Origin of the sequence: Nocardioides sp. zg-1308, from assembly GCF_013155375.1 — a bacterium.
Lineage (GTDB): Bacteria > Actinomycetota > Actinomycetes > Propionibacteriales > Nocardioidaceae > Nocardioides > Nocardioides renjunii.
This window is the reverse complement of the sequence record NZ_JABJQY010000002.1, coordinates 445351-461595: the sequence shown is the minus strand read 5'-3', so window position 1 is coordinate 461595 and position 16245 is coordinate 445351. Positions and strand designations below refer to the sequence as shown.

The 16245-nt window shown below is 72.0% G+C and carries 16 protein-coding genes; 6 read left to right on the top strand and 10 right to left on the bottom strand.

The features are described 5' to 3' along the window. The first annotated feature begins 29 nt into the window (after positions 1-29). Both HN031_RS03990 and HN031_RS03985 read left to right on the top strand, forming a co-directional pair. Positions 30-1103, top strand: a complete 1074-nt coding sequence (locus tag HN031_RS03990) for a sensor histidine kinase (protein WP_253943142.1) — start codon at positions 30-32, stop codon at positions 1101-1103. Beyond that, positions 1100-1765: a response regulator transcription factor gene (locus tag HN031_RS03985; RefSeq protein ID WP_172266654.1), complete on the top strand. Its 666-nt coding sequence runs from the start codon at positions 1100-1102 to the stop codon at positions 1763-1765. The genes HN031_RS03990 and HN031_RS03985 overlap by 4 nt, the downstream gene beginning before the upstream one ends. Before the next feature lie 25 nt (positions 1766-1790). On the opposite strand, the gene HN031_RS03980 is transcribed toward HN031_RS03985, so the two are convergent. Further along, complete coding sequence (locus tag HN031_RS03980; RefSeq protein ID WP_172266651.1) at positions 1791-2276, bottom strand: MarR family winged helix-turn-helix transcriptional regulator; 486 nt, start codon at positions 2274-2276, stop codon at positions 1791-1793. 197 nt (positions 2277-2473) lie between these two features. Here HN031_RS03980 and HN031_RS03975 point away from each other — a divergent pair, with 197 nt between their 5' ends. The 3 genes from HN031_RS03975 to HN031_RS03965 are packed head-to-tail and all read left to right on the top strand — an operon-like array spanning position 2474 to position 4172. Then, positions 2474-3283 carry a trans-aconitate 2-methyltransferase gene (locus tag HN031_RS03975; RefSeq protein WP_172266647.1) on the top strand — a complete coding sequence of 270 codons (810 nt, stop codon included), beginning with the start codon at positions 2474-2476 and terminating at the stop codon, positions 3281-3283. Then, complete coding sequence (locus HN031_RS03970; RefSeq protein ID WP_172266644.1) at positions 3283-3663, top strand: VOC family protein; 381 nt, start codon at positions 3283-3285, stop codon at positions 3661-3663. Before HN031_RS03975 ends, HN031_RS03970 begins: the two co-directional genes overlap by 1 nt. Positions 3664-3695: 32 nt before the next feature. Next, positions 3696-4172, top strand: a complete 477-nt coding sequence (locus tag HN031_RS03965; protein ID WP_172266641.1) for a hotdog fold domain-containing protein — start codon at positions 3696-3698, stop codon at positions 4170-4172. Positions 4173-4190: 18 nt separating this feature from the next. Here the strand turns inward: HN031_RS03965 and HN031_RS03960 are convergent, their stop codons facing one another. From HN031_RS03960 to HN031_RS03930, 7 genes are all read right to left on the bottom strand, one after another. Continuing rightward, the gene (locus HN031_RS03960) at positions 4191-5048 is read right to left on the bottom strand and encodes an amino acid ABC transporter permease (protein ID WP_172266638.1); all 858 of its coding nucleotides are present in this window, start codon (positions 5046-5048) and stop codon (positions 4191-4193) included. After that, positions 5045-5734 carry an amino acid ABC transporter permease gene (locus tag HN031_RS03955; RefSeq protein WP_172266635.1) on the bottom strand — a complete coding sequence of 230 codons (690 nt, stop codon included), beginning with the start codon at positions 5732-5734 and terminating at the stop codon, positions 5045-5047. Before HN031_RS03955 ends, HN031_RS03960 begins: the two co-directional genes overlap by 4 nt. 82 nt (positions 5735-5816) lie before the next feature. Beyond that, positions 5817-6707 (bottom strand): glutamate ABC transporter substrate-binding protein, encoded by an 891-nt coding sequence (locus HN031_RS03950; RefSeq protein ID WP_172266632.1) that lies wholly within the window; start codon positions 6705-6707, stop codon positions 5817-5819. A gap of 46 nt (positions 6708-6753) precedes the next feature. Further along, positions 6754-7530 (bottom strand): amino acid ABC transporter ATP-binding protein, encoded by a 777-nt coding sequence (locus HN031_RS03945; protein ID WP_172266629.1) that lies wholly within the window; start codon positions 7528-7530, stop codon positions 6754-6756. A 59-nt stretch (positions 7531-7589) separates the two neighbouring features. Continuing rightward, positions 7590-8087: a hypothetical protein gene (locus HN031_RS03940; protein ID WP_172266626.1), complete on the bottom strand. Its 498-nt coding sequence runs from the start codon at positions 8085-8087 to the stop codon at positions 7590-7592. A 32-nt stretch (positions 8088-8119) separates the two neighbouring features. Continuing rightward, positions 8120-9388 (bottom strand): family 16 glycosylhydrolase, encoded by a 1269-nt coding sequence (locus HN031_RS03935; RefSeq protein ID WP_172266623.1) that lies wholly within the window; start codon positions 9386-9388, stop codon positions 8120-8122. Positions 9389-9679: 291 nt separating this feature from the next. Continuing rightward, positions 9680-11104: a hypothetical protein gene (locus HN031_RS03930; protein WP_172266619.1), complete on the bottom strand. Its 1425-nt coding sequence runs from the start codon at positions 11102-11104 to the stop codon at positions 9680-9682. A 136-nt stretch (positions 11105-11240) separates the two neighbouring features. Here HN031_RS03930 and miaB point away from each other — a divergent pair, with 136 nt between their 5' ends. Next, the gene (miaB, locus tag HN031_RS03925) at positions 11241-12746 is read left to right on the top strand and encodes a tRNA (N6-isopentenyl adenosine(37)-C2)-methylthiotransferase MiaB (protein WP_172266616.1); all 1506 of its coding nucleotides are present in this window, start codon (positions 11241-11243) and stop codon (positions 12744-12746) included. Positions 12747-13131: 385 nt separating this feature from the next. Here miaB and HN031_RS03920 read toward each other — a convergent pair whose 3' ends face one another. Next, the gene (locus HN031_RS03920; protein WP_172266613.1) at positions 13132-15417 is read right to left on the bottom strand and encodes a PQQ-dependent sugar dehydrogenase; all 2286 of its coding nucleotides are present in this window, start codon (positions 15415-15417) and stop codon (positions 13132-13134) included. A 122-nt stretch (positions 15418-15539) separates the two neighbouring features. Next, a complete protein-coding gene (locus tag HN031_RS03915; protein ID WP_216652043.1) occupies positions 15540-16241 on the bottom strand; it encodes a hypothetical protein in 702 nt (233 codons plus the stop codon). Positions 16242-16245 lie beyond the last annotated feature (4 nt).

Below are 16245 nucleotides of genomic sequence, written 5' to 3'. Positions count from 1 at the left end.
GCCATGACGCACGTCGGGGCCAGCCCGTGATGGACGAGGCGGCGCGGCGAGCGGCGCCGCTGGTGGTCACGGTGCTCGTCGTCATCGGCGCCATCCTGAGCTCGCAGCGTCCCGCCGTCGCGCTCGCCGGAGCGACCGTGGCCATCCTGGTCACGGTCGCGCTGGCCGTCCGCGCGGCGAGCGGCTGGACGCTCGCCCTGGGCCTCTCGGTGGCGGCCGCCTGCGTGGCCGTGGTGTGCCACGACCATCCCGCCAACCTCGGCTGGTTCACCATCTGCGTCCTGGTGGGCTGGTGCGCGTTCGCCGCCCCGGCCGCGATCGCGCTGACCTTCGGCGGTGTGCTGATGCTCGGCTTCGTCGGCCAGTGGCTCGTCTACAGCGACGAGTCGGGGTGGGGGGCGTGGATCGCGGGCACGGCCTTCACCACCGTCGCCTGCATCTTCGCGCGTCGGCAGCGGGTGCTGCTCGACCAGCTGCGCGAGGCCCAGGCCGGGCTGGCGGACCGGACCCGTGCCGAGGAGCGCAACCGGATCGCGGCCGAGATGCACGACGTCATCGGGCACGCCCTGACCGTCTCGCTGCTGCACGTCAGCAGCGCCCGGCTCGCCATGGACGAGGAGCCGGCGGAGGCCCGGGCGTCCCTGGAGGAGGCCGAGCGGCTGGCCCGCCGGAGCCTCGAGGAGGTACGCGCGTCCGTCGGCCTGATGCGCTCGGGACCCGCCGATGCCGCGCCGCTGCCCGGCGCCGGCGACCTCCCGGAGCTCGTCGAGTCCTACCGCCGCGCCGGCGCGCCCGTGTCTCTGCGGGTCGTCGGCGACCCGGGTGCGCTGCACGCGACCGCCTCGCTGGCGACCTACCGCATCGCGCAGGAGGCACTCACCAACGCGGTGCGCCACGCGCCCGGCGCCCGGACCGAGGTCGAGCTCCGCGTCGAGGGCGACGCCACGCGACTCACGGTCGACAGCGACGGCCCGCCGGGGCGGCGTACGCCGGACGGGGTGGGGCTGGCGAGCATGCGCGAGCGCGCCGAGGCGGTGGGCGGCCGGCTCGCGGCCGGGCCCGCCGGCACCGGCTGGCGCGTCGAGGCGGTGCTGCCCGGATGAGCGACGTCGTGCGCGTGCTTCTCGTGGACGACCAGGAGCTGATCCGGACGGGGCTGCGCGGCATCCTGCGATCGCGGTTCGGCTTCGAGATCGTCGGCGAGCTGACCGACGGCGCCGGCGTCGTCGAGGCCGCCGCCTCGACCCGCCCCGACGTCGTGCTGATGGACGTGCGGATGCCCGGCGTGGACGGCGTCACCGCCACCCGGCGACTGCGGGAGGAGCCGGGTGGGCCGCCGGTGCTGGTCCTGACGACGTTCGAGGACGAGGAGGTGCTGGCCGGGGCGCTCCGGGCCGGTGCGGCGGGCTTCCTGCTCAAGGGGGTTCCCGCCGAGGACCTGCAGCGCGCCGTGCGGGAGGTCGCCGGGGGAGGCGCCTGGCTCGACCCGGCCGTGACCGCCCGCGTGCTGCGGGCCTACCGCGACGGCGGTCCCACGGCCGCGCCCGCTCCCGAGGCGGAGGTGCTGACCCCGCGCGAGCGCGAGGTGCTCGCGCTGGTCGGCGCGGGCCTGAGCAACACCGAGATCGCCCAGCGGCTCGTGCTGGGGGAGGGCACCGTGAAGACCCACATCGGCCACGTCTTCGCCAAGCTCGACCTCCGCGACCGGGCCGCGGCCGTGGTGTGGGCGTTCGACCACGGGCTGGTGCGGCCCGGCGGCCGCTGACGGCCGGAGCCGGCCGGCGCGCGGGTCAGCTGAACGGCGCGAGCAGCGAGCGCAGGAGGGCGGCCAGCCTGGTGCGCTCCTTGTCGGGCAGGTCGGCGAGCAGGTCGGCCTCGGCGGCCAGCAGTGCCTCGAAGGCGCCGTCGACCGCGGCCTTGCCCTCCGCGGTGAGCCGGACCAGCACGCCGCGCCGGTCGTGCGGGTCGGGCAGCCGCTCGACGAGCCCACGCCCGGTGAGCCGGTCGACGCGGTTGGTCATGGTGCCGCTGGTCACGAGCGTCTCGCGCAGGAGCCGGCCGGGGGAGAGCTCGTAGGGCTCCCCGGCCCGACGGAGGGCGGCCAGCACGTCGAACTCCCACGACTCGATGCCGTGGGCCGTGAAGGCGTCGCGCCGAGCGAGGTCGAGGTGGCGGGCCAGGCGGCTGATGCGCGAGAACACCTCGACGGGCGCGAGGTCGAGGTCCCCGCGTTCGCGGCCCCAGGCCTCGACCAGGTCGTCCACCTCGTCGCGCATGGCGCCATCCTGCCAGATCGGTCGAGAATCTTGACATCGAGAGAGATGTCCCGGAGGGTGAGGGGTATCTCGACGTCAAGACACTCGTGGGGGTAGTCCAGTGAGAATTGGTGGCCCGGGGGACCGATCCGCAGCCGAAGCCCACTGGACTACCCCCCTGAGCACTGGACCACCCCCTGAGCAGCGAAGGAGCCGACATGAGCGACAGCTGGGACCCCGACCGCTACCTGGCCTACGCCGACGAGCGCGGCCGGCCGTTCGTCGACCTGCTCGCGCGGGTGCCCGCCGAGACGCCGCACGTGGTGGTCGACCTCGGCTGCGGGCCCGGCAACCTCACCGCCCTGCTGGCCGACCGGTGGTCGGGTGCGTCGGTCGTCGGCATCGACAGCAGTCCCGAGATGATCGCCGCGGCGCGCGAGGTCGAGGGCGTCACCTGGGAGGTCGGCGACCTGCGCGACTGGGCGCGGCCGGACCCCGCGGCGCTGCGGGCGCCCGTCGATGTCCTCGTCTCCAACGCGACGCTGCAGTGGGTGCCCGAGCACTTCGAGCTGCTGCCCGGGCTGGTCGACCGGGTCGCACCCGGCGGCTGGTTCGCCTTCCAGGTCCCCGGCAACTTCGACGAGCCGAGCCACACGATCCGCACCGACCTCGCCGGCCAGGCGCCGTACGCCGAGCACGTCCGCGGCGTCCGCGTGCCGACCAGCCACAGCCCGCACGACTACGCCCGCCTGCTCCTCGACCTCGGCTGCGAGGTCGACGCGTGGGAGACGACGTACCTCCACGTCCTGACCGGGCCCGACCCGGTGTTCACGTGGGTGTCCGGCACCGGCGCGCGGCCGACCCTCCAGGCGCTGCCCGACGACCTGCGCCCGCTCTTCGAGGAGGAGTTCCGTGCGCTGCTGCGCGAGGCCTACCCCGCCGACGCGTCCGGACGCGTCGTCCTGCCGTTCCGGCGCATCTTCGTGGTGGCGCGCAAGCCCGCGACGACCACGGCGGTCGGGGTCTGATGCGCCTGCACCACGTGCAGGTCGCCTGCCCGGCCGGGGGCGAGGACGACGCCCGCCGCTTCTGGGCCGAGGGCCTCGGGATGACGGAGGTGGACAAGCCGGCCGACCTGGCGGCGCGCGGCGGCTGCTGGTTCCGGGCGTACGACGACGCCGGTGGCGTCACCGCCGAGCTGCACGTGGGTGTCGAGGAGCCCTTCACCCCGGCGCGCAAGGCGCACCCGGCCTTCGTGGTCGCGGACCTCGACGAAGTGGCCGACCGGCTGCGTGGCCTCGGGTTCGAGGTGGACGATAGCCAGCGCGACTCCTTCCCGGGGCACGTGCGCCTGCACACCTCCGACGCCCACGGCAACCGGGTCGAGGTGCTGGCGCCGACGTCCTGATGGCCGAAGTTACCGACTGGTAATCTGACGCCATGCCTGCCGTCCTCGACCTCTGGAAGAAGACCTCCGCGCTGCCCCTGGGCGACCGGCTCTTCTCGCTCGCCTTCAGCCAGAAGGCCCCCTACTTCGCCTCGATCCGGCCGCGGTTCACCGTGCTCGAGCCGCACCGCGCCGAGCTGGTGATCCGCAAGCGGCGCCGCGTGCACAACCACATCGGCACCCTCCACGCGATCGCCCTGTGCAACGGCCTCGAGGCCGCCATGGGCGCCATGGCCGAGGCGAGCATCCCGCGCGAGCGCCGGTGGATCCCGAAGGGGATGGAGGTGTCCTACACCGCCAAGGCCGACTCCGACGTCACCTGCATCGCCGAGACGGACCCCGAGCAGTGGACCGCCGAGGTCTGCGACGGGTACGACCTCCCCGTCCGCGTGCGCGGCGTGCGCGCCGACGGCACGGTCGTCATCGAGGGCGTCATCAACCTCTGGCTGACGACGAAGCGCGGAGCGTAGCGACGCGCCGCGGACCTCCTAGGCCGTGTTGTCGCCGCCCTGCAGGTTGCCGACCCGGCTCAGCTCGAGCGGGCTCTTCTCACCCACCAGCCGCTTCTGCACGAGCGTGGCGATCCAGGTGAGGATCAGGTTGACGACGACGTAGAGCGACGTGATCACGATGGCGGCCGGCACCTGGTTGTTGAACTCGAGGTAGATCGGCTTGGCCACGGCCGTGAGGCCCGGCGCGAGGATGTAGTAGCCGAGGCTGGTGTCCTTGAGCGCCACCACCATCTGGCTGATGATCGCCGGCAGCATGATCTTGACCGCCTGCGGGAGGAGCACGGCGTTCATCACCTGCGACTTCCGCATGCCGATGGCGTACGCCGCCTCGGCCTGGCCGCGCGGCACGGCGTTGACGCCGGCGCGGAACACCTCCGCCAGCACGGAGCCGTTGTAGAGGGTCAGGGCGATGACGACGCACCAGAACGACGACAGCGGTCCGTTGCCGATGGCGAGCAGGAAGAACGCGAACACCATCAGCAGCAGGACGGGCACGGCACGGAAGAACTCCACGACGAGCCAGGCCGGCCACCGCACCCAGGCGCGGTCGGACAGCTTGGCCACGCCGAACACCAGGCCGAAGACGACGGCGAAGATGATCGAGAAGAACGCCATCTTGAGCGTCTCGAGGAGGCCGTCGACGAGCAGGTACTCGACGTAGTCGGGCGTGACGAAGGGCTCCCAGAGCTCGTACTCCAGCTGGCCCGCGTCGTAGAGCTTCCACACGGCGAGGGCGACCAGCGCGAGCAGCGCCACGACGCTCACGACGGAGTAGACGCGGTGCCGGGCGATCGTCCGGGGGCCCGGAGCGTCGAAGAGGACCGATGCGCTCATCGCGCCACCTTGACCTTGCGCTCGACGAGGTAGGACGACAGCGAGATGACCTCGACGACGACGATGTAGCCGATCGCGAACGCGAGGAAGATGCCGATCCGCTGGTCGGCGTTGTCGTTGGTGAAGCCGCGCATCGTGGCCGTGGCCTCGGCGAGGCCGAAGGCCGCCGCCACCGAGGTGTTCTTGGCCAGGGCGATCAGCACGCTGGTCATCGGCGGGATCACGGCCCGCGCCGCCTGGGGCAGGATGACGAGGGACATCGACTGCGCGAAGGTGAACCCGATCGCGCGGCCGGCCTCGGCCTGGCCGAGGGGTACGGCGTTGACGCCCGACCGCATCGCCTCGCAGACGAAGGCCGAGGTGTAGAGGGTCAGCGCCAGGCAGGCGCGGAAGAAGAAGGCGGAGACGTTCCAGCCGGCGATCTCGAAGCCCTCGACGAACTTGAAGTTGTAGCCCAGCACCGGCATCGCGATGAAGACGAAGATGAAGATCATCAGCAGGGGCGTGTTGCGGAACAGGGCGACGTAGACGGCTGCCGCCTTGTTGAGGACCGAGACGGGGCCGACCCGGAGGACGGCGAGGATCGTCCCCCACACCAGTGAGGCGATGCCGGAGACGACGAACAGCCCGATCGTCAAGCCGAACGCCGCGAGGTACTCGTCGAAGCTCGAGAACACCGCATCCATGGGCGGAGGACTCCTCTCTGCGAGAAGCCGGCGGGCCGAAGGGCCCGCCGGCGTCCCGATCAGGTGGGGTGGTGGAGCGAGGTCAGGCGGCCGGGCACTCGTCCATAGCCGGGGGCTCGGGCGTCTCCACGCCCGACTGCCCCAGGGTGGCCGCGAAGGCGTCGTCCCAGGTGCCCTCCTCCTGCGCCTCGGTCAGCGTGTCGACGATCCACTCGCACATCTCCGGCTTGTCGAGGCTGTAGCCGACGCCGTAGCGCTCCTCGGAGAACGGCTCCACGACGACCTTGAGCTCGTCGGGGTTCTCGGCGGCGTAGCCGAGCAGGATCGCGCCGTCGGTCGTCATGGCGTCCACCGTGCCGCTGAGCACCTGGTCGACGCACTCGGAGTAGGTGTCGAACCCGCGGGGCTTCGCGCCCTCGGCCTTGATGTTCTCCAGCGAGGTCGAGCCGGTCACGGAGCAGACCTCGGTGCCGGCGACGTCCTCGAGGGACTCGATGTCACTGTCCGCGGCGACGAGGAGCTGCTGGCCCGTGACGTAGTAGGGGCCGGCCTGGCCGACGACCTGGCGACGCTCGTCGGTGATCGAGTAGGAGGCGATGACGAGGTCGACCTCGCCCTCCTGGAGGAACGGCTCGCGGTTGTCGGAGATCGTCTCCTTCCAGGTGATGTCCTCCGGCGCGATGCCGAGGTCGGCCGCGAGGATCTTGCCGATCTCGGGGTCGAAGCCCACCGGCATGTCGTCGGTCGCGCCCTTGAACCCGATGCCGGGCTGGTCGTACTTGACGCCGATGGTGATCTCGCCGGACTCGGCGAACTCCTTCATCGCCGTGCCGTCGTCGAACTCGTCGGCGGCGTTGTCGGCGACCTCGACCTCGGGGGCCTCGCCGCCGTCGTCACCGGCGTCGCCGCAGGCCGCCAGCGCGAGCGCCAGTCCGGCCGTCGCGACGACGGCCTTGGTACGGATGAATCGCATCTGCATCTCCCTTGTCTGTGGTGCGGGAATCGTGTCTCGGACGGCTCTAGTGCTTGAGGATCTTGCCGAGGAAGTCCTTGGCGCGGTCCGAGCGCGGGTTGGTGAAGAACTCCTCGGGGGTGCCCTCCTCGACGATGGCGCCGTCGGCCATGAAGACCACGCGGTCGGCCGCGGTGCGGGCGAAGCCCATCTCGTGGGTCACCACGACCATCGTCATGCCCTGCTGCGCGAGGTCGACCATGACGTCGAGGACCTCCTTGATCATCTCCGGGTCGAGCGCCGAGGTGGGCTCGTCGAAGAGCATCACCTTGGGGTCCATCGCCAGCGCGCGGGCGATCGCGACGCGCTGCTGCTGGCCGCCGGAGAGCTGGGCGGGGTACTTCTCTGCCTGGTGCCCGACGCCGACCCGGTCCAGCAGCTCGCGGGCCTTCCGCTCGGCCTCGTCCTTCTTGATGCCCCGGACCTTGATGGGGCCGAGGGTGACGTTCTCGAGGATCGTCTTGTGGGCGAACAGGTTGAAGCTCTGGAAGACCATGCCGACCTCGGCACGCAGGGCGGCGAGCGCCTTGCCCTCCTGCGGCAGCGGCTTGCCGTCGAGGGTGATGGTGCCCTCGTCGACGGTCTCGAGCCGGTTGATGGTGCGGCACAGCGTCGACTTGCCCGAGCCGGACGGCCCGATGACGACGACGACCTCGCCCCGCTTCACGGTGAGCTCGATGTCCTTGAGTGCGTGGAGCTGTCCGAAGTGCTTCTGCACACCGTCGAGCACGACGAGCGGCTCGCCCCTGCCGGCGCTGACGGGGGCCGTTTCCTGCGCGGTCATAGGCGCAACCTATCCACAGGTGGACCGTTCGGGCCATGCGGCCCGGCCCGGACGGGCCATCACGAAGTGGTGACGATTCCGGCGTCCGGGTCCCACCGGCGCAGCGTCGTGAGGGTGATCACCACGTCGTCGTGGCCCAGCACCTCGAGGGCGCGCGACACGTCGGAGCGGTCCATCCGGCGGGCCAGGGTGACGTGGGGCAGCCATCCCGGGTGCTGCACGTCGGCGACCCGTGCGCGCAGCTCGAGCACGGCTCGCACGACGGTGTCCGGCACCTCGACCAGCCGCACGAGCGTCACCCGCCTGCCGCCGAGCAGGGCGATCCCCGCCGCCCGTGCCCCCGTCGGGAGCAGCGGGCCGAGGAGGTCATACGCCTCCTGCTGGTCCTCTGCCCGCAGCACCGGCGCGGCCACCACCGTCACGTGCGGGCTGTTGGTCGCACCGCGGTGGTCGAGCTGCGAGGGCAGCCCGGCGTCGCGCAGCGCCTGCCAGTCGCGGCGTACGACGTCGTGGCCGGCGTCGTCGGGCAGCAGCTCCAGCGCGTGCAGGCGAGGCATGGCCGGAGCCTAGGCGCCCGGCCACACCCGGCTCAGTGAGCCGTGCGGCCCACCGACACCTTGGACGCCTGGTGCGAGGTGGCGTCGAAGACGCGGACCCAGTCGACCTGGGCGGTGTCGCCCAGCTCATCGGCGGTGAGCTCGTCGAGCTCGTAGTCGGAGGTGAGGTTGGACAGCACCAGGTACTGCGGCACCTGGGAGACGGCCTTGGCCTCGCGGTAGTACTCGCGGCCGTCGACGCGGAAGACGTACTCGCGATCGGTCCACTCGACCGAGAAGACGTGGAACTCGTCCCACCAGCTGCGGCCCTTGCCGAGCGAGCGACGCGTGCTGGGGAAGTAGTCGCCGAGGCTGACCTTCTCCCAGTTGGCCTCGTAGTAGTGGACGTGCGAGCCGATGGCCTCGGTGCCGCGGCCGTTCTCGCCGAAGAACTCCATCACGTCGATCTCGGTGCCCTGCGCGGGTGCGCCGTCGACGTACGTCGTGCCGCTGGGGAGCAGCCAGAAGCCGGAGTGCATCCCCTTCGCGCGCTGCGGCTTGATGCGGGCGGCGACGATGCCGTGGCGGAACGAGCGGGTGTACTCGGTGGCGACCTGGCTGTTGAGCAGGTAGCGGCTGGTGCCGGCCACGCCGTTGCTCGTGTACTGGCACGGCATGCCCGCCCGGGCGGGGTCGTCGGCGACACCGAGGTGGAGCACGCCGCCCTGCACCCGGCGGGCCGCGGCGTCGACGCGGGCGCAGGTGCGCGGGGCGTAGACGCTCTCGTGCTCGCGACGCTGGTCGTTCCACACCGAGGAGTCGAGCGAGGCGCCCGAGAACGTGTCCTCGAACTCGGGGGTCCACCGGTCGGTGGTGACCGTGCCGGTGGTCCACGTGCGGCCCGAGGAGGTGGTGCGGGCGCGGTAGGTGCCGCGGCGGGGGGAGAAGGCCGCGGAGCCCCAGGCGTCCTCGACGGCGGTGGCCTCGACCTTCCAGCCACGGGAGGTCTTCCGCTCGAGCGTGACCCTGCCGCCGGGGTGGGCGGGTGCGAAGGTGGCGATCAGGCTGCCGGTGTCCTGCGGGGCCGCGGCGGAGGCGCCGGGCTGCACGATCGGCGGGAGGGACGCGAGGGTGCCGCGGACGGTGCCCGCCCGCTTGGCCTGGGCCGCGGCCTGGGCGGTGGCCTGAGTGGTGGCCTCAGTGGTGGCCTGGGCGGTGGCCGGCACGAGGCCGAGGAACAGGACGGTAACAACCAGCGCGGACAACCCCCGGCCGAGGGTGCGGACGGACTTGGAACGATCAAGTGCGCTGCCGGTGTGCATGACTTCCCCTCCGTGACTGAGCTGGCTCCCGCGATGCCGAGTCGAGCGGAGGAACCCCAGTGTTACCGATTTGTGGATGACGTGGGCGATCTTGGAGCAGTCGCGTGGCAAAAACATCGGCTGCCGAGCTGAACCACTCGATCGGTCCACACAAATGGCCCGGACGGGCTAGGGGAAGGTTTGTCCAGGGTGGCCCGCGAGGCCGAGCCCGGACACGCCAGGAGGCCCGCCGCGCGGTGCGCGGCGGGCCTCCTGGGTTCTCTGTGTCAGCCGGTGCGGGACCGGCTCGGGTCACTGCTCGCAGGCCACCCGGACCTCCGCCACGCAGGTGTCGTTGCCGAGGCCGGCGTCGGCGGAGTCGGTGCCCTCGCCGCCGTCAAGGAGGTCGCGGACGCGCACCTCACGGTGCGCGTCGCTCTCGTGGACGACGCTGCGGAAGGTCGGGACCAGGAGCCTGCTGACGAGCGTGTCGTCGCCCGCGTCGCCGTGGACCTCCGACGTCCGCGCGCAGTCTTGACCCAGCACGGTGAGGATGAATGACTCGTCCGTCGCCTCGGACCCCACCCGCAGCCGGTCGTCGCCCGGTCCGCCGCGCAGCACCACCCGGCAGGCGTTGGCCTCGAGGGTGTTGTCGAGCTCGTCGCCCTCGAGCTCGGCCGTCGTCTCGCCGTCGATGAACACTGTGCGGGACGCCAGCCCCTCGAACCCCGTCGCCGGGACCTCGGCCCGTGCGCCGGACACGTCGGTGAGCACGACGCGGTCGGTGACGAGGCTGCCGGTCACGCCGACGGCGTCGCTCAGCACGCGCAGCTGGTCGTGCCCGTCGCCGGGGTCGAGGTCGTAGGCGGTGCGCGCGCGTACGGCCGCACCGCCGGTCCCTCGCCGTGCCGGCAGGTGTCGGGACAGGAACCGGCTCAGGGCGCCGTCCAGGGCGTCGGGACCGGTGGTCGAGTCGGACAGGCGGGCCCTGAGGTTCCCCGAGGCGCTGGCCAGCACCGTGACCGTGTCGTCCCCAGCCAGCAGGTCGGCCGAGACGGCGTTGCCAGCGAGGGTCACGTCGTCCTCGCCCTCGGTGCCTCGGAAGAGGACTCGTGCGCCGGCCACGACGTGGGACTCGAAGCCGTTCCACGTCGCGTGCGCACGGCCACGGTAGGTCGCCCGCTCGGCGGCCGCGTCCACGAGGACTGCTCCGCGGCCGGCGCCGATCGTGAGCGTGTCGTCGCCGGTGCCGGCCGACAGTGCTGCTCGCCGGCTGCTCCCGGCCCCACCGAGGAGGAGGTGGTCGTCGCCGGCGCCGAGCCGGATCCGGTCGTCGTTGCGCTGGCCGCGGGGCAGGCCGGAGAGCACCTCGTCCCTGCCGGGACCGCCGACGTAAGTGTCCGATCCCTGCCGCAGATCGGTGAAAGCGACCTTGCGAGCCTCGATCCGCACCCGGTCGTCACCGCGACCCGGGTCGACGAACGCGACGCCCCTGCGACCGCGTACGCAGATCGTGTCGTCGCCGGCGCGCGACGCCACCTCGGCGGCCGGGCGCGTCGTCACGATGACGTCGTCACCCGGCGTGCCGCGGACCTGCTCGTCGTCGCTGACGATCGTCGCCGCCTCGCCCCAGCACGTCACCGGCGCAGCCTGTGCCGGTCCGCCGAGTGCCAGCGCAGGAAGCATCCCCGCAGCGCACACCAGCGCGGCCAGCCCGCGCGTCCCCCGCTTGTCCATCGTCGTTCCTCTTCCGTCCCTCGTGCCCAGTGGTCGGCGGAACGTAGCAGGGCCGGCGCGCACGGCGGGGGATCCGCTGGGACGCCGGGCGTGCGATTCGGGCGGCCCCGGCCCGCCGCCGTACCCTTGACCCGTCATGAGCACCGCCACCGAGGCCCCCACGCGCACCTACCAGGTGAAGACGCACGGCTGCCAGATGAACGTCCACGACTCCGAGCGGCTGAGCGGGCTGCTGGAGGACGCGGGCTACGTCCGCGCGGGCACCGACCAGCAGGCCGACGTGGTCGTCTTCAACACGTGCGCGGTGCGGGAGAACGCCGACAACAAGCTCTACGGCAACCTCGGCCAGCTGGCGTCGGTCAAGGCGGTGACGCCCGGCATGCAGATCGCCGTCGGCGGCTGCCTGGCGCAGAAGGACCGCGAGACGATCACGACGAAGGCCCCGTGGGTCGACGTCGTCTTCGGCACCCACAACATCGGCTCGCTGCCGGTCCTGCTCGAGCGCGCGCGCGTGCAGGAGGAGGCCCAGGTCGAGATCCTGGAGTCGCTGTCGGTGTTCCCCTCGACGCTGCCGACCAAGCGCGAGTCGGCGTACGCCGCCTGGGTGTCGATCTCCGTCGGCTGCAACAACACCTGCACGTTCTGCATCGTCCCCGCGCTGCGCGGCAAGGAGAAGGACCGCCGCCCCGGCGAGATCCTCGCCGAGGTCGAGGCGCTGGTCGCCGAGGGCGTCACCGAGATCACCCTGCTCGGCCAGAACGTCAACGCCTACGGCGTCGAGTTCGGCGACCGCCAGGCGTTCTCCAAGCTGCTGCGCGCCTGCGGATCGGTCGAGGGCCTGGAGCGGGTGCGCTTCACCTCCCCGCACCCGGCTGAGTTCACCGACGACGTCATCGAGGCGATGGCCGAGACGCCCAACGTGATGCCGTCGCTGCACATGCCGCTGCAGTCGGGCTCGGACAAGGTGCTGCGCGACATGCGCCGGTCCTACCGCCGCTCGAAGTACCTCGGCATCATCCGGCGCGTCCGCGCCGCCATCCCCGACGCCGCGATCACCACCGACATCATCGTGGGGTTCCCCGGCGAGACCGAGGAGGACTTCCGGGCCACCCTCGACGTCGTCCGCGCCGCCCGCTTCTCCGCCGCCTTCACCTTCCAGTACTCCAAGCGCCCCGGCACCCCCGCCGCGGTCCTCGAGGACCAGGTGCCCCCGGACGTCGTCAAGGACCGCTACCTGCGCCTCGTCGAGGTCGTCGACGAGATCGCGTGGGCGGAGAGCAAGCGCCTCGTCGGCCGGACGCTCGAGCTGATGGTCGCCGAGGGCGAGGGCCGCAAGGACGCCGCGACCCACCGCCTCTCGGGCCGTGCCCGCGACAACCGGCTGGTGCACTTCGCCGCCGACTTCTCCGAGGTCGACGCCGACTCCGCGCGTCCCGGTGACATGGTGAGCGTCGACGTCACCTACGCCGCCCCCCACCACCTCGTCGCCGACGGCCCGGTCCGGTCCGTACGCCGCACGCGCGCCGGCGACGCCTGGGAGCGGCGTACGTCCGCCCCGCCCGCCGCCCCGGCCTCTGTGGGGCTCGGGATGCCGGCGATCGGCGTACCCGCGCCCCTGCCCCCCGCTCCTGCCTGCGGGTGAGGGTGGGGGTCGGGCCCTCGCCCACGGGGTGGCGGTGGCTGGAGTCCCCGGATATCCGGGGACCGCCGTGCCTACAGGTAGAGATCTCCACCTTTAAGTATGGATCTCGGGTGCAAAGCTCCGCTGCGAGGGCGCGAGGGGTCTCCTCGGGCCAGGCCGAGCCCCGGACGGTCGGGAGTCACCGGATATCCGGGGACTCCAGCAACAACGCGGAAGATCCGAGCCACCAGGTGACTTCGATCTTCCGCGATCCTCCGGAGCAGTCGTACGCCGGCGCCCGCCTGCCGGCCGTACGCCGGCCGCCCCCCGCCCCCGCCCCCACACCCCGAAGACCCCGACCACCAGCAGGTGGTCGGGGCCCTCGGTCGTGCGAGCCGGCTCCGCGTCAGCGGAGCAGGCGGCGGTACTGCCGGGCCACCTCGGACGCGGAGGCCGCGTCGTCGAGGAACATCAGGCCGTCCATGCGGCAGTTGCAGGGGTTGCGCTCGGTGCCGTCCTGCGGGAACGAGCCACCGATCTTGATGCCGCGCGGGTTGGTGGGCGAGGTGCCCGTCCCGTCGACGGCCCACGGGTCGTTGGGGTTGGTGTAGAACCCGTCGACCGCGCGCCCGTTGCGGTAGAGCGCCATCTTGCCCTTGGCGTAGTCGAACGTCGCCGCGAGGTGGACCCACTCACCGTCGGGCAGCAGCTGCTGCCACGGCGCCGAGGCCGCGAAGGTCTGCGACGCGCCGGTGTCGAGGCGGCGTCCCAGCGCGACGAGCTTGAGCTCGCCGTTGACCTGGATCAGCTCGAGGAGGGCGCGCACACCGTGCCCGTCGGAGTTGCCGGAGAGGATCCCGGCGAGGCCGATGGCGTTGTAGCCGGGCGTGGGGTTGGTGCCGTCCATCTTGAACCAGCCCATGACGGTGATGCCCTCGGCGCCGGCGAAGCGGGACAGCGAGGCCATGCCGTCGGCGTCGGCCTCGTAGATCCCGGCCTTCCACGGGGTGCCCGTGGGCGACTCCGCGGCGCTGTGCAGCTGCAGCGCGTTGTTGGAGCCCGGGTAGGCCCCGTCGTCGACGCGCATCTGGTCGCGACCGTTCACGAGGCGGATCAGCGTCCGGCTCGGGCCCTGGTCCTGCTCGTAGGAGTCGTCGGCCGCGAAGGGGTGCTCGAAGTCGTACGACGCCACGAGGTCGTCGGCGAGGGCGGGCTCGACGTCCTTCTCGACCGGCGCGCGCCGGGTGTCGACCACCTTCCAGATCTTCCCGTTGGCCTTGGCCAGCAGGTAGAGGCTGCGGTCGGAGTCGGTGCCGAAGCGGAGGTCGACGCGGCCGTCGCCGACGAAGTCCGACATCCGCATGCGGGTGCCCGAGGTGTCGTAGAGCTGGAGCTCGTGGACGGTCGCCTCGCGGTCGGACTCGTCGCGCAGCTCGCTGGCGGTGGCGTAGTAGACCTCGCCCTTGACCAGGTCGCCGAAGACGTACTTGCCCTTGAGGCCGTGCAGGTCGCCGCGGTGGACGTGCCCGCCGGAGATGGCGTGGCCGGAGTCGGCGTTGCAGCTCCAGTTGGCCGGCGTCTCGTGCGCGTAGGACGCGACCGGGAAGTCGTAGCCCTTGGCGGCCTGCTCGGCGGTCATCGGGTCGAGGCGGCACTGCGTGTCGTTCTGGTAGTCGAGGCGGGACTCGACGTCGGGCCAGCCGAAGTCGTCGCCGGCGTCGACCTCGTAGACGGCCTCGATGGCGCGCTGGCCGATGTGGCCGACGAACATGTCGTGCTTGCCTTCTGCGTCCCAGCTGAAGCGGTGGGGGTCGCGCATGCCGATCGCCCAGATCTCGCCGAGCGCTCCCGGCTCGCCGACCCAGGGGTTGGTGTCGGGGATGCCGTACGCGCCGTTGGGCGCGTCGGTGCCGGCGGGGTCGATGCGCAGGATCTTGCCGGACGGGTCGCCGAGCTGCTGCGGGATGTCGGTCTCCACGCCGTAGCCGCCGTCGCCGACGGCGAGGTAGAGCAGGCCGTAGTCGTCGTCACCGGGCTCGGCGGTGGGGTTGAAGTCGATCTGCTGGATGGCGTGGATCTGGCCGGCGAACCGGTAGCGGAAGAGCTCGCGGCTGGTGCCGGCGAAGGTGTCCGCCGACGGGTCGGTCGCGGTCCACTCGGTGACGACGCTCTGCACGCCGTTGGAGCGGAGCGGCTGGCCCGGGTAGGTCTGTGCGCCGGGAGCCGTCGGGTTCTCGGTGTGCGTCGTGTAGAACTTCCCGTTCTCGGCGAACTCCGGGTGGAAGGCCACGAATCCGAAGCCGGAGCCGAGGCCGCGCCAGGCGAGGAACTCGGGGAACCGCGCCTTGACGTCGAGGTAGACGGAGGGCTGGCGGTCCTGGAGGAAGTAGAGGTTGCCGTTGAGGTCGGGGACGTAGAGCCGGCCCGAGCCGTCGGGCAGCTCGCCGATGTGGTTGATCCGGTTGTGCCGGGTGCCGATGCGGACGTCGGTCCACGGGCCGTTGGGGGTCGACGCCGGCAGCTGGGCGTACTCCTCGAGCACGAGGCCGAGCGTCGAGGGGGAGGGGTCGGGCGGGATCGCGGGTGCGCCGCCACCGGTCGCGGTCGACGTGGACGGTGCGGTGAGTGGTGCCAGGGTCGCGGCGGCGACGGCGAGCGTCGACACGACGACCCGCCAGCGGGTGCTTCGCATGGGGTGTCCCTACTGTTGAGGTGGTTGGAGACAACTGCTGCCGCGGCTTCCTTGGCCGGGACCGTGGCAGCCCTCGTCGGTCCCCGGGATCAGACCGGGGACCGACGGGGATCAGGGGGCGGTCACGGCGTGGCGCTGCTCGCTGCCGTGCCGACCGCGCGGAAGTGGCGGGTGCGGCCGAAGTTGTCGAACGAGCCGAAGCCGACGCGACCACCGCTGAAGGTGCGGTCGGTGGCGGTCATGAGCGGCTCGTCGGCGCCGTCGACGAAGACGGCGATCGCGCCGGTCGTCGCGGAGTAGTCGACGCGTACGTCGTGCCAGTCGGCGTCGGTCACCGCGGGCGGTGCGCCCACGGAGCCGGTCCACTGGTCGTCGATGCGGCGGCGGTCGGCGTTGTCCACGACGAAGATCCCGTTGTGGGGATAGATCGTGTTGTCCTGCGAGAAGTGCGCGTAGTAGAAGCGCTTGGGGCCTTGGTAGTTCCAGATCACCACGACGTCGCGGTTGCTGACCGTGACCGACTCGTCGAGGCGCACATCGGCGGTGATGCTCACGTCGGCGAGCTCCGGACCCTTGGTGACGATGGCGTACTCGAACGGCCGCCGGGCGCCGTCATTGGGGTTGGTGCCCGCACGGGTGAGGACCAGCTGGTTGCCCCGGTAGTCCCAGAGCTCGTCGGTCAGCGGGTCCCAGTGCTGGGGCGTGGCCGGGGCGGTGACGTGGTGGTACGCCGGACCGCCGGGGTCGTCGTCGGGCGCGGCCGAGGCCGTGGCCGGCCAGAGGGCGAGCGCGCCCGCGAGCAGGGCGGTGGTGCTTCTTCGCATGTGC

What these genes read in the sequence shown, in the direction of transcription:
- HN031_RS03990 (WP_253943142.1), top strand. Translation starts at nt 30, where the DNA reads ATGGACGAGGCGGCGCGGCGAGCGGCGCCGCTGGTGGTCACGGTGCTC.
- HN031_RS03985 (WP_172266654.1), top strand. Translation starts at nt 1,100, where the DNA reads ATGAGCGACGTCGTGCGCGTGCTTCTCGTGGACGACCAGGAGCTGATC.
- HN031_RS03980 (WP_172266651.1), bottom strand. Translation starts at nt 2,276, where the DNA reads ATGCGCGACGAGGTGGACGACCTGGTCGAGGCCTGGGGCCGCGAACGC.
- HN031_RS03975 (WP_172266647.1), top strand. Translation starts at nt 2,474, where the DNA reads ATGAGCGACAGCTGGGACCCCGACCGCTACCTGGCCTACGCCGACGAG.
- HN031_RS03970 (WP_172266644.1), top strand. Translation starts at nt 3,283, where the DNA reads ATGCGCCTGCACCACGTGCAGGTCGCCTGCCCGGCCGGGGGCGAGGAC.
- HN031_RS03965 (WP_172266641.1), top strand. Translation starts at nt 3,696, where the DNA reads ATGCCTGCCGTCCTCGACCTCTGGAAGAAGACCTCCGCGCTGCCCCTG.
- HN031_RS03960 (WP_172266638.1), bottom strand. Translation starts at nt 5,048, where the DNA reads ATGAGCGCATCGGTCCTCTTCGACGCTCCGGGCCCCCGGACGATCGCC.
- HN031_RS03955 (WP_172266635.1), bottom strand. Translation starts at nt 5,734, where the DNA reads ATGGATGCGGTGTTCTCGAGCTTCGACGAGTACCTCGCGGCGTTCGGC.
- HN031_RS03950 (WP_172266632.1), bottom strand. Translation starts at nt 6,707, where the DNA reads ATGCGATTCATCCGTACCAAGGCCGTCGTCGCGACGGCCGGACTGGCG.
- HN031_RS03945 (WP_172266629.1), bottom strand. Translation starts at nt 7,530, where the DNA reads ATGACCGCGCAGGAAACGGCCCCCGTCAGCGCCGGCAGGGGCGAGCCG.
- HN031_RS03940 (WP_172266626.1), bottom strand. Translation starts at nt 8,087, where the DNA reads ATGCCTCGCCTGCACGCGCTGGAGCTGCTGCCCGACGACGCCGGCCAC.
- HN031_RS03935 (WP_172266623.1), bottom strand. Translation starts at nt 9,388, where the DNA reads ATGCACACCGGCAGCGCACTTGATCGTTCCAAGTCCGTCCGCACCCTC.
- HN031_RS03930 (WP_172266619.1), bottom strand. Translation starts at nt 11,104, where the DNA reads ATGGACAAGCGGGGGACGCGCGGGCTGGCCGCGCTGGTGTGCGCTGCG.
- miaB (WP_172266616.1), top strand. Translation starts at nt 11,241, where the DNA reads ATGAGCACCGCCACCGAGGCCCCCACGCGCACCTACCAGGTGAAGACG.
- HN031_RS03920 (WP_172266613.1), bottom strand. Translation starts at nt 15,417, where the DNA reads ATGCGAAGCACCCGCTGGCGGGTCGTCGTGTCGACGCTCGCCGTCGCC.
- HN031_RS03915 (WP_216652043.1), bottom strand. Translation starts at nt 16,241, where the DNA reads ATGCGAAGAAGCACCACCGCCCTGCTCGCGGGCGCGCTCGCCCTCTGG.